Genomic DNA, 12,215 nt, shown 5'->3' with positions numbered 1-12,215 from the left:
GTAAATTACAACAAGTACTTAACGAGAAATATATCATCATATATATCGGGTATATTAACAAAAAACCAATATAAAGATTTTAGTAATCGTTATAATAATGAATCAGAAAGTTGGTCTGCAAGAAGTGGCGTGCAGATATCATCATTACCACTTGACTCAAAGGTGAACTTAGAGTTATCAGCAAGTGAATCGAGCGATATAAATTATGGTGTTATGGCCTCAATAATTATTCCAATAGGCCAGGAAAACACATACACACATAGTACACAAGCACAAATAGATGATAGTGGTGATGTTGCGCTATCGCATAGAGATACAGTCTCAAGTAGTCTAATTAACAGAAACAATCTAAATGTATCAAGCTCTGCGGGACTTTATTATCAAGATTCTACTGAAGACCAAAGCAGTGCCGATTTATCATTGTCTGCAAATTATAAGAATAAACATATTGACTCAAACTCTTATGCCTATATCAATTCAAGTAGTAATACAAGTGTTTCTGCATATATTGGTACAAGTAATATCATAACTTCTCAAGGAATAGAGTTTACGAGTGAAAAGTCATCTTCTTATTTTATTTCGAATAATGATACAGGGGAACTGTCTTCGGATGGAAAATTCTTGGCGGTAGTTAACTCCGAGCAGAATGGAAAACAAAGCAATGCTTATGTTAGTGGAGATGCTTTGACGGTATATCCATTAAAAGAGTTCTATGAATATGAATTCAAGCTTGATACGGAAGCCTCTGATTTTTACAACAATGGTGAGTCTTATACGTCGGCTACTAGTTATCCAGGAACTGTTATCCGTTTGGATACGTCGTTGTCTGAGTTGAAATCATTTATATCGACGTTTAGTGATATAAATGGAAATCCAATAGACGGAGTTGAATGTATCGGTGGAGGTTGTGTTTCTACTGACAAGCTTGTTGAAGGTGTGTATCAATTTAAGGTGAAAGATAAACAACCTTACAAAATTATATCTAAGGCAAATCAATGTGTAATACCGGAGTTATCATCGGTTAATAATTTGAATTTAGGTAATAACTTCTGTATGCCATCATTCGAAGAAAATAGTGAAGGTTATCAGATAGCCCTAGTTGATGGTGTTTATTATTACTACTTAGGGCAATACAAGGATAGTAATATTGTATTGAACTATCAGAACAAACTGAACAACTCAGGTGTTGAAATTATAAACAAAAAGCTTGGCGGTTATTTGTATATATTCGCTAAGTCTCCTGAGCAACTAACTACGGCAAACAAACTGTATGTTGATGAACTCATTAATTATGCAGTTCATATGGAGATGACGCCATATGCTTATAACTAACATAGAGAAAATTATGCAACGTGTAATATTTACTTCGATACTATTAATGACGACCTCTTTTAGCCATGCATTTAGCATAGATAAAATGCTTCTTATAGCTGGAGAAGATGGTAATGGAGTTTTTACTCTGACTAGTTCGAAAACTGAACCTGAATATATAAAAGGTAACGTTAGCCAAGTAAAGGTTGAAAACGGAGAGTTAGAAAAGGTAGAGCTAACAAAAGATAATTTACCTTTATGGGATCTTGCGCTATTACCCAATAAACTGATATTAAATCCGGGGGAAAGACGTCGTGTATCAGTAAAGAATTTATGTCAGGTTAATTGTGATGATTTAGAGAAGGACAAAGTTTATCAAGTGACTTTCATGCCTAGCGTTATCGATGGAGATAAAAAAGAAAGTATAATTGGTATTAATTATGGTTATGCTCCTTATTATATTGTACCTGCAAAAAATACTAATGTTGACTACAAAGTTAAATATAACGGTTCAGAAGTTTATGTGGAAAATAATGGTAACACATTTTTCTACATGCAGTTTGATAACTGTAAACCGAATTCTGTTAGTAACAAATGTAAACAAACTAATACAATACTATCTGGTCGAAAGAAAACCATAAAATTAGCAGAAGGCCTGCAAAATGTCGATTCGTTATCCGTTAAGGTAGCCAACCATGATTACAGTTATAACAAAAATATCACTATTAAAAAGAAATAGCCTAATTAGTATAGCGCTATTATTCACGGCTTTAGATAGTAGCCATGCTGCAGATGTATACGGAACGATTACAGCAAACAACTCTGTGGTTTGGAACAATGCGGCGCCAAATAGTTATTTCGGTAGTGAAGCTATATCTCCATCTGCATGGACGATAGCGCAAGAGCAACCAACGGCAGAGTGGTATCCCGCAACGATGGATAACCAACCCGTTAATAACGTTAGCTTTGTTAATCATTCTACAGGCGAAAGTTTTAACACCAGCCTGGAGTTGTTAGGCGTTGAGTACAATTTGGGTAGCTCGGCTAGTTATTTCACATCAAAAGACTACGGGTCAAATGTGGGAATGGGAGTTGCCAATGAGTGTGCAGCTACAAATATAAGTGGTTCGAGTGCGAAAGTGGGGCAAGAGTCGACTTTGTGTGTGTCGCGAATGGGTTACACAGCAACAAGCCGAATAGAGCCTTTTAAGTTTTATCGACCTGCTTTCGCTTTGCCTAATATCAGTAATGATGTGTTCGCAGCCCCTGTTGGATCTGGAACTTTTACGGCATCAATTAACCTTTCACCCACTTACTTTTTTACAAGTCAAACCGGTACGATGACTTATACCAGAGTGCCGGAGACGTTAATTATCACGATTGATTATCAAGCTGCGATCCTTGAATCATTAACGGTACTTGGAGACGGGAATATTGAACCCCAGTATGATACTGCAACAAAAAGGATCTCTGGTACAACGAGGTATGATGTTAGCTTGTTAGGGACTTTACCTACAGGCGTTATTATGACATTTAGCCCTACGTCAGGTGACTATGAGCTTACAAATATTGATAACTCGCTAGAAAAGATACCCTACACAATCACGTGTGCCATTGGCTGCGAAAGCCCTGACAAGGTGATTGTCCAAGACGGAGTACTTAATACCGCATCTTTTCCTGATTCAGAAGTGATTACAGTGAATGGAGAAGGTAGTAACAAAGTTGATGTAGCATACGATGTTAGTTTTGATGTCGATGGAAATGCACTTAGTTCAGGTAATTACCAAGGGTCGTTTAATGTTGTTTATGAGGTGAACCTGTGAACCGACTAATTAATAATATTTGTTTTATGTTTCTAGTACTAACCAGCGGTGCAGCGGTTGCTGAGAAGCCAACTGCTCATATTTTGGGGGTAGGGGCAAACTATGGCTATAATTTTGATGGAGATATGTATGAAAATTCTCAATCTTTTTATTTTCTCTACCAATATAACCGACTTCAATTGAATCTAGGTATAAAGCACTACAAGTTATTGGGTGATTCAGAGTACATACCTGACCTTGATTTGCTCTATAGTATACATGATGGTGATACTCTTGATTTAAAGGTAGGAGTTGGAATCGAAGACAAATACCCAACAATAGAGTACCTTGTCGAGTATGCTTTGAATGAATATTTCGGTGCGAGTATCGCACTTAATCAAACGTTGAATGATGATTTTGGGAAAAACCAACGAGAAGCCGTGGTTGGATTATCTTATTATTTCAATGACAGCAAGCGTAAGATTGAGTCTGATCAAGTTGAACCTCGCCCTTCTTCGCTTGAAATTACAAAAGCTCCGGATTGCACATCTGACCCAGATGATATGGACTGTGATTTCGATACTATGTCTAACAGTATATCCGAAGTTGCTGTTAAGCCGACATTACCTTATGTCGTACAAGAAGGTGATTGGTTATATGAACTGCGTAGAAAGTTCGGCTTCGATTTAGAAGAGATCATTGAGAGTAATGATATTGAAAATCCGGACTTAATCTATCCCGGCCAAGTCTTAGAATAAGCTCTTACCGGTAACCTGATCAATATTAAAGTATTACTAGACCTATTTCTTATAAGGTATGGTGATGCTTTTTTTTGCACTCGATTAAATCTGTCTAACTATTCATCTATGATCTTACATAGCTTACGTTGATGTGAATAATCAAGTGTTGCCAAGAATCATGGTTTACATTCCAGATCTTAGGTTCAGGTATTAAATATTACGAAGTTAGATAAAATTTAATTCTCTTAATGTAAAACCATTAAACTACTATGAAGACTTGCAAGATATGTATTAGCGTTTTACTCTTCGGTCTCTCCCTAAGGTTTAACTGCCATCAAATAGCTAACCAGTGCATAATATGTATAAGCCTGGTGAATTGATGTGGCTGTATCCATGCTATATCATGATTATTATGAATGGGCTTTTCTGAACAAATTAATGTTTACAAATCTAACATCATGGATGCAAGAGTGGCTGGTAGGCATTAGACTTCTTTTTTCCTGCGAATAAGCTAAACTCTCATATGTAACCAATTACATTTGAGGTGTTTATGAAGTCGTTTGTCAATATTAAGGTCGTTTTATGTTCGTTTTTATTTTTTGCAACCTCAGCGATTGCTTCTATTAGTGCTGATGATGTCACGTTTTCAGGCCGAGTCGATGGAGATATACGAGCAATTTATTCTGACAAAAGTCTAACGAATGTGGATGGCATGCAAAACACGAAAGCTGTAAGAGGCATGACTCAGAGCAGTTATGTAACATTACTAAACAATGAAGTAGATGATGTAATTGTTCGTGAGGTTGACATGTAGTCAAGCGAACATAGCATATTAGATTCTAACTTTTTACCATATGCTTTAATACTCAATCGCTTAATTACATAGTATATAGATTGTACTGATAATTTAAGTGGGAAAATAATGAGGTATATTGGTTCAATAATATCGAATACGAATGTCAAAACTGTAGAGCTGTGTTTTGAAAGATTGAAGCAAGCAGGAGTTCATCCATCAGAACTATCTTTCGATGGATTGGTACTCCTGTTAATGTGCGCGGAAAGAGACCGCTTAGCAACACTGAGAGCTAATTGAGCATGGGTTTGAACAGGTTTGACAGCCTGTAAGCAAGTTCAAGAACTCGGGTTGAGTAAATAGCTGGCTTGTTTTTATGTGCATTAAAGCTTTAGAATAATAGTGTTTACCAATTTTGATTGCACCGTTGGTTGATTTTTTCTCGTACGAAACAACAGAAAATCCCATTTTTTCGAGTACTTCTGCTGAGCTCTTTATAGCAACTGTTGTGTAGTAGTCGGTAATGTTAGCGCGTTTTGCTAGAAACCTGAATTCTCTATTTAATTGTAGACGAAAAGGTCGCTCGTACAGCGAATGCTGGCTCACCGCAAAATAAGCTAATTTTCGGCTTTTATTATAAGGAACGGTTTTTCTTAAATCTATTTCATCAATCGACTTTTGAGAAAGTGTTTCAATTTCGGAGATCATACCTTCAGTCGTGAATATAGTGCCTATGTTATGTCCTAATAGCTCCCCTGTGACGCTGTCGACATATTTATAGGCAATGAAACGTTTTTCATTGCAATAGTTTAAAAAATCGATTTTATAGAGTCCATGCTTAATATTCTCATCAGAGGTTTTCTCATGAAAAACAAGTACAGAATTTACAATCTCACTATCATTAGAATTTCCAATCGGATATTCACAAACAGGATTGTGTTCGATCATCGATGTTGACTGATAATTTGCTCTGGCGATCAAGTTATTTAAACTACGGTATTTCTCTTCCATCAGAGTATTGAATTGATCAACTCTATTTTTAGAACTAGGGTCTTGATGTTGTAAATGACTAACTTTAGATAGATAAGGCTCAAGATCGTTGGTAAATTCTCGCAAAACACGAATACTACGGCTAAGAGTTGGTTTAGTTGTTCCTCTTTCCCATCGACTAAGTGTAACGGTATCAATGTTCGATAGATCTCCTCCGAGTAAGTTGAGCTTTGTAGCTGCTTGACGTTGTGTTAGTTCATTCGCGATTCGATATTTTTTTAAGTATTCGCCAAACACAGTAGTTTTCTCCAATCTTTTGCATAAGGTGAAGTATTATTATGTGTAGAAACTTAAGATGGTAGGCATCTTAATTTAAAGGCTGTTTGGCTATGCCTAATGATTTTTGATTGAGTATTGGTTATCCCACTGGGTTGTTTTTATGAGGGTTATTATTTCGGGTTGAGAAAGAAGTGTCGCTGTATCAATTTCGTATAAGCAATGTTCGAATGAGCGGTTGCCTAATTTAAAACCTCCTTTTTCTGACTCAATATCAAATGCTATTTTCTTAAATCCAAGTTGCTCTAAAATTTGTCCGCTTTCAGGCCATGCATTAAAGAAATAATAACGTTGAACATTTGAATAGTGAATTAGGTTTATAAATTGAGAAACTAACATACATCGAAATATCTGGAAATTAGAAGAGTAACGATTATAATTACAAACCGATAACTTAGTCGAATTTTTATAACTGACAGATTTTGTCAGGTCGATATCAATGATTTTTGAATGAGTAACTTTGTCAAAATAGTCACTTTCGAATATAAAACTAAGTGAGTGACCTACCAACTGCCCGCTTTCTGTTATAAATCTTTTTAAAATAGCTCGTTTGTTTTGTTGGTAGTCATATAGATTAATGTCGAAAAAACCCTTCGGTGTATGGATGGCTGTTTCGTAAAAGATTTTAAGGCTAGATAGTATCTTGTCATCATCTTTCAAAAGAAGTGGCATCTCAGTAATTAAAGCTGATTGTGGCTCTTGTGGCTCTTGTGGCTCTTCATAACTTAATGATGAAAGCTTCGTTACCCTGTTATTAAAACGAAGTTGTTCAATCTCGTCTAGTAGCTTTGTTTCGTTTGGATTCGGTATTAATTCATAAAAGTCACTCAGGTCAACCTGTAAACAACGCAAGATTCTTAGGCATTTTGCAAGTGTTGGTTTGGTTTTTCCTCGTTCCCAACGACTGAGAGTTACCACGTCTACAGAGCGAAACTCTTCATTCGCAAGGTTTAACTTAACAGCAAGCTCACTCTGAGTAAGACCTAGTGAGACTCTCAATTCCTTTAAATAGTCACCAAACATACATTATCCCTAAGCGTAATTTGATCTAATTGAAGTATAGTCATCTATGATAGTTTATGGCGTTTTTAATAACCTATCTAAAAGTAACAGACTCGAGATTACCGTTTTGAAACGGCATTGTGTATTTGTACAGGAGTTCGTTTAACTACTTATGCAGTTTGTCTTCACGGTTAAGAAGTAGGCATGTAAAGCTACATATGATTTGTTCATGCTAATCCTTGCTAGTTATTGATCTGTAGTATGGATTAATCACAAAAAGAGGTTTGTTTATGAATACGAATATGTTGTCTGAAAATTTACAAGCCGAAGCACTTATTGACGATGTTAATCAGGGATTGTTTTATCCTGTTTTTCAACCGATAACTAATGGCAATGGAACTGTCGGTGCTGAGGTTTTGTTACGTTGGGAAAAAGGGCACGATGTTGAATCGTCAATTCGCTGTCTGTTAGACTCTAAGAAGATTGCATGGTTTACTCAAATATTCTTGTTAAGAGTGTCCGAGGAATTATTGTCTCAGAAGAAAATGATTGATTTTCTGACTATTAATATCTCCCCTGATCACGTTTTAAGTTTCACTTTTCTACGTGATATTTCCCCAATTTGGCAAGCATGTAATAAGTTGGGTATAACCTTATGGATTGAGCTTACTGAGAATGAACAATACCCGGTTGGCATTGACGAGAAAAGGATGATGTCCCAGTTTGGAGTATGTCGTGGTCTTGGAATTAAAATCGCGATAGACGACTATGGCAGTGGTTATAACACTGGTGAAGCACTGATTAGGGTTGTTAAACCGAACATAGTGAAAATAGATCGGTCGTTAATGAGAAACCGGAGTGATAATTCGACCTTTTGGGAGCGTCTTAGATTTTTAGCTCGGAAGTATCAGATTGAATTGTTATCTGAAGGTATAGAAAACCATGAAGATTTACGTTTTGCACAATCGCAGGGCATAGATTATTTTCAGGGCTATCACTTAGGCAAACCTGGCTCATTGAGTCAATTGTCGAAACAAGGTGCAGCATATTGCTGATCTACTTAAAAATAGCGTGAATAAATTCGGGTTACTTTTAGTGTGTAAAGCATCATCGCTAGTTTCAAGAGTTTTAGGTTTGCCGGAACATAATGCCATTCTATTAGTTTAATCATGCCTACTTAGTATCAAGTGTTTAATGCCTGCCAGTTTATCTATTTATAACCATTTGTTAGCATTGGGACAAACAACAAAACATTGGAATCGTTATGTCGCAGTCACCTTTGGATCAAAAGGCTTTGGAGCAAGAGCTTTCAGGTCAACAGCCCTCCTTATCTCAAATTAATGTGTTTCCGGTTAAATCAGTAGGTGGGATTGCACTCTCTTCTGCTTGGGTCGAAAAACAGGGCCTTACCTTCGACAGACGTTTTATGTTGGCCTTGGCTGACGGCTCAATGGTGACGGCGCGTAAGTACCCTAAAATGGTCAAGGTGTCTTCTAGCTTGCAGCCAGACGGTTTGATTTTTACTTACGAAGGCAAAGAACCGCTGCGCCTAAAATATGCAAACTTCAAGATGCAAGAAGCGCCTGCAACAGTGTGGAAAGATAGCTTCACTGCGTATACCACCAACGACGAGGCGGATGATTGGTTTAGCGATGTGCTTGGTGTTCGCGTAGAACTTCTGTTCTGTGGTGAGCAATCTAATCGTGTTCGAGAAAAGCTTGGTCAGAATGTCAGTTTCGCCGATGGTTACCCGATGTTAATCATCAGCCAAGCTTCGCTTGATGAGTTGAATCGCCGTAGTCCTGAAACGCATTCCATGGATCAGTTCCGCACCAATTTTGTCGTCTCAAACACTGAAGCGTTTGCTGAAGATGGTTGGAAGCGCATTCGAATTGGTGAGGTTGAATTCGAAGCGGTGAAGCCTTGTGAGCGCTGTATCCTAACGACAGTCGATGTTGAGAGCGGCGAATTCAGAGCAACAAAAGAGCCACTCAATACCTTTTCTACGTTCAGAGCCAATGAACGTGGTGGCGTTTTCTTTGGTCAGAACCTTGTGGCGAAAAATGAAGGTCTGGTGAAAGCGGGTGACGTTGTTGAGGTACTTGAAACCAAAGAGAAAGAACACTACGAAGACTCTTGGGTCGAGTCACTGCACTTAACTTGCGTCGAGCGTGAAGAGATCGCTCGCGACTTCACAACCTTTTGGCTAGAGCCAGCGAAAGAGAACAATTTATTACCAAGCTATCAGCCGGGGCAGCATCTACCGATTGAAATGGTGATTAATGGCGAGAAAGTGTCTCGTCGTTACACGTTATCTTCTAGCCCTTCACGCGCAGGTCGTTTGGCGATTTCCGTGAAGCGAGTGGACGATGGTCAAATCTCAAACTGGCTCAATGATCACTTCCAAGTCGGTGACACGCTAGTTGCTCAGAATCCAGATGGCGCATTCTACTTAGAAGATAACCCAACACATCCATTACTGCTGTTATCAGCGGGAAGCGGCATCACCCCTATGTTGTCGATGCTTCGTTACTTAGCCGACCATGGTCAGATTGATGATGTGGTGTTCTATCACCAATGCAGCAGTGAAGAAGATATCCCTTATCAAGCTGAGATTGATAAGATCGCTCGCGAGCATGCTGGTCTAAGTGTGATTTATTCACTAAGCCAACCAACGAAAGAGTGGGATGGTTTGTCAGGTCGTTTGAGTGTGTCTCATGTCGCCAAAATTGAGGACCTTCATAAGCGCCAAGCATTCGTGTGTGGCCCTGACGGCTTTATGGATAATGCCAAGAAATTGCTGATTCAAATGGGGCTGAATCCTCAGCATTATCATCAAGAAGCGTTTGGTGTTGCTCAATCAACGGAAGAAGCGGTGAAGCAACTGCAGTTGAGCGTTAACGGCTACCTGTTCGAAGGCAACAACCAATCAACACTACTAGAGCAAGCTGAGTCGGCAGGTGTGTCTATCGCATCAAGCTGTCGCGCGGGTTTCTGTGGTGCTTGTAAAGTGACCCTTGAGTCTGGGCAAGTTCATCAACCTGATGTACCGGCGTTGCAAGAGCATGAACGCAACATGGGGCAAATACTGGCGTGTTGCAGTGTGCCTCAAACTGATATCGAAGTTGTAGACTAACTCGGTAGGTCGGAAGGCCAGAAAGAAAAGCACATTGAATAGAAAAGGCCGGAAGTTCACTGAAATGAACTTCCGGCCTTTTTGATTCTAAGATTAATTCAAACAATTAATCGTAGATCGTTGGGATCGGTTGACGCTTGTGCTGTGTTGCTTTGTAGATGCCTACTAAGCGGTCTGACACGTCTTGAGGGACTTCTTTACCTTCAAGGAAATCATCGATTTGGTCGTAAGAAAGGTTCAATGCTGCTTCGTCGGCTTTCTGTGGATCAAGCTCTTCTAGGTCGGCAGTAGGCACTTTCTTAACCAATAGCTCTGGCGCACCTAGCGTTGCTGCAAGTTCACGAACTTGACGCTTGTTCAGGCCAAACAAAGGCGCTAAATCACATGCACCGTCACCGTGTTTGGTGTAGAAGCCAGTGATGTTTTCTGCTGAGTGGTCAGTACCAATCACAAGACCACCAACGTAACCCGCAATTTCGTATTGCGCGATCATGCGAGCGCGAGCTTTCACATTACCTTTAACAAAGTCGATTTTTGCTGAGTCTGTTGGTAGTAAACCTGTACCTTCAAGTGCAACGTGAGATGCTGCGTGAAGCCCATCAACACCCGCTTTGATGTTTACAGAAACAGATTGAGAAGGCTGGATGAAAGAGAGAGCAAGTTGTGCTTCATCTTCATCTTTTTGTTCGCCGTAAGGTAGGCGAACCGCAATGAATTGGTAGTCGTTGCTGCCAGAGTTTTCATTCAGGCTATCCACGGCCATTTGTGCCAAGCGGCCACAGGTCGTTGAGTCTACACCGCCACTGATACCAAGGATCAGAGACTTGCAGCCTGACTGCTGAAGTTTCGTTTTAATAAAGTCCACACGACGAGTCACTTCGAAGTGAGGGTCAATTGAAGGTAGTACGCGCATTTCGTCACGAATTAACTGTTCCATTCGTATTCCTTTCCTGCAAGCAAATTAAAAATCTAGTGTTATCATACCTAAATCATCCGATTTAAAAACCTCTTTGCACAAGCTTAGAAAGAGAAGGCAGTAATAAACAATGAAAAAAATAGCCATTTTCGGTAGTGCGTTTAATCCACCGAGCCTAGGGCATAAAAGTGTGATTGATTCGTTGGCTCACTTTGACAAAATTCTACTCGTTCCAAGTATTGCCCATGCTTGGGGAAAAGAGATGCTAGACTTTGATACGAGATGTCAGTTAGTTAATGCATTTATCAGTGATCTTTCACTGGATCAAGTTGAGCTTTCGTTGATCGAAAAGAGCTTATTTACACCCGGCGAAAGCGTGACGACTTTTGCTGTACTCAGTGAACTGCAAAAGTTACATCGTGACGCTGAACTGACGTTTGTTATTGGCCCAGATAACTTCTTTAAGTTCTCATCTTTCTATAAATCAGATGAGATTACTGAGCAGTGGTCTGTAATGGCTTGCCCTGAAAAAGTGAAAATTCGCAGTACAGACATACGTAATGCACTGATAAGTGGAAGCGATGTGGCAAAACTGAGTACTAAGTCAGTTACAAAGATGTTGCAAGATAGTGGACTGTATCAGATAATGTAAGTTCACTAATCAAGAGGTCAGAGGACTATGCTAAAGAGCGCGATACCAGCGACGTTGATCATGGCAGCATGTAGTATGCCTGCGTATGCTGAGTGTGATTTTTTTAGCTTAGATTCAATCATGCTGACTTCTGATGAAGATGACAATTGTCTAGATTTCTCGACCAGCATTGAGTCTTTTGGCCAACGTATGATGGAAATCAGTGGGCTGAGCGATGATGAACCGGAAAGCACACCGGACTATTGGTCTGACTGGGTTCTTCAAACCAAAGACTCGCCATTGCTGACACAAAGCATTGAGTCAAACTATGTTGGCTTGGGTATGTGGTTTCCAGAAGACCTTGAAGATGAGCAGTATGATATGTCGACTGAAGAGTGGTTGATGAATCATGGTCTTCAACTCAGCATCGGTTTTGGCGAGAAAGTCGAAGGGCAGCCGCGTATGCGCTTTGATTATCGTTGGCACGACTCACGTGACGCCGACCTAATGATGCAGGTTGAGTTGCCATTTTAGACAGGCAGATACACAGATAGATTG

At 39.4% G+C, this 12,215-nt stretch carries 12 protein-coding genes; 9 read left to right on the top strand and 3 right to left on the bottom strand.

Translation table 11 applies throughout. From position 1 onward, the window contains the following. The 5 genes from AB4517_RS10890 to AB4517_RS10870 all read left to right on the top strand — a co-directional run. Positions 1 to 1,332 (top strand): CS1-pili formation C-terminal domain-containing protein (locus tag AB4517_RS10890; RefSeq protein ID WP_372148332.1); only part of this gene is annotated, 1,332 nt, incomplete at its 5' end. Between the two features lie 13 nt (positions 1,333 to 1,345). Further along, a complete protein-coding gene (locus tag AB4517_RS10885; protein WP_229647381.1) occupies positions 1,346 to 2,050 on the top strand; it encodes a hypothetical protein in 705 nt (234 codons plus the stop codon). Then, complete coding sequence (locus AB4517_RS10880; RefSeq protein ID WP_017059956.1) at positions 2,007 to 3,134, top strand: hypothetical protein; 1,128 nt, start codon at positions 2,007 to 2,009, stop codon at positions 3,132 to 3,134. Before AB4517_RS10885 ends, AB4517_RS10880 begins: the two co-directional genes overlap by 44 nt. Further along, positions 3,131 to 3,871, top strand: coding sequence for a LysM peptidoglycan-binding domain-containing protein (locus AB4517_RS10875; protein ID WP_017059955.1), 741 nt, complete (start codon positions 3,131 to 3,133; stop codon positions 3,869 to 3,871). Before AB4517_RS10880 ends, AB4517_RS10875 begins: the two co-directional genes overlap by 4 nt. Before the next feature lie 532 nt (positions 3,872 to 4,403). After that, positions 4,404 to 4,667: a hypothetical protein gene (locus AB4517_RS10870; RefSeq protein ID WP_017062773.1), complete on the top strand. Its 264-nt coding sequence runs from the start codon at positions 4,404 to 4,406 to the stop codon at positions 4,665 to 4,667. A gap of 255 nt (positions 4,668 to 4,922) precedes the next feature. Here AB4517_RS10870 and AB4517_RS10865 read toward each other — a convergent pair whose 3' ends face one another. After that, entirely contained in the window at positions 4,923 to 5,933 is a 1,011-nt protein-coding gene (locus AB4517_RS10865) for a helix-turn-helix domain-containing protein (RefSeq protein ID WP_017062772.1), read from the bottom strand. Positions 5,934 to 6,029: 96 nt separating this feature from the next. Beyond that, a complete protein-coding gene (locus AB4517_RS10860; RefSeq protein WP_017062771.1) occupies positions 6,030 to 6,995 on the bottom strand; it encodes a helix-turn-helix domain-containing protein in 966 nt (321 codons plus the stop codon). Between the two features lie 269 nt (positions 6,996 to 7,264). Here AB4517_RS10860 and AB4517_RS10855 point away from each other — a divergent pair, with 269 nt between their 5' ends. Beyond that, on the top strand, positions 7,265 to 8,029 hold the full coding sequence (locus tag AB4517_RS10855; RefSeq protein WP_017062770.1) for an EAL domain-containing protein: 765 nt from the start codon (positions 7,265 to 7,267) through the stop codon (positions 8,027 to 8,029). Between the two features lie 209 nt (positions 8,030 to 8,238). Then, on the top strand, positions 8,239 to 10,110 hold the full coding sequence (locus AB4517_RS10850) for a hybrid-cluster NAD(P)-dependent oxidoreductase (protein ID WP_017067429.1): 1,872 nt from the start codon (positions 8,239 to 8,241) through the stop codon (positions 10,108 to 10,110). 106 nt (positions 10,111 to 10,216) lie between these two features. On the opposite strand, the gene nadE is transcribed toward AB4517_RS10850, so the two are convergent. Continuing rightward, a complete protein-coding gene (gene nadE / locus AB4517_RS10845; protein WP_017062768.1) occupies positions 10,217 to 11,047 on the bottom strand; it encodes an ammonia-dependent NAD(+) synthetase in 831 nt (276 codons plus the stop codon). Positions 11,048 to 11,156: 109 nt separating this feature from the next. Here nadE and AB4517_RS10840 point away from each other — a divergent pair, with 109 nt between their 5' ends. After that, complete coding sequence (locus AB4517_RS10840; RefSeq protein WP_102321331.1) at positions 11,157 to 11,678, top strand: nicotinate-nicotinamide nucleotide adenylyltransferase; 522 nt, start codon at positions 11,157 to 11,159, stop codon at positions 11,676 to 11,678. Positions 11,679 to 11,705: 27 nt separating this feature from the next. After that, positions 11,706 to 12,191: a hypothetical protein gene (locus AB4517_RS10835; protein ID WP_017064306.1), complete on the top strand. Its 486-nt coding sequence runs from the start codon at positions 11,706 to 11,708 to the stop codon at positions 12,189 to 12,191. The last annotated feature ends 24 nt before the right edge of the window (positions 12,192 to 12,215 follow it).

The organism is Vibrio sp. 10N.222.52.C3, from assembly GCF_041474195.1.
In the GTDB taxonomy this organism is placed as follows: Bacteria; Pseudomonadota; Gammaproteobacteria; order Enterobacterales; family Vibrionaceae; genus Vibrio; species Vibrio crassostreae_C.
Note: the sequence above shows the minus strand (reverse complement) of the source record. Positions and strands in the feature narration are given on the sequence as shown.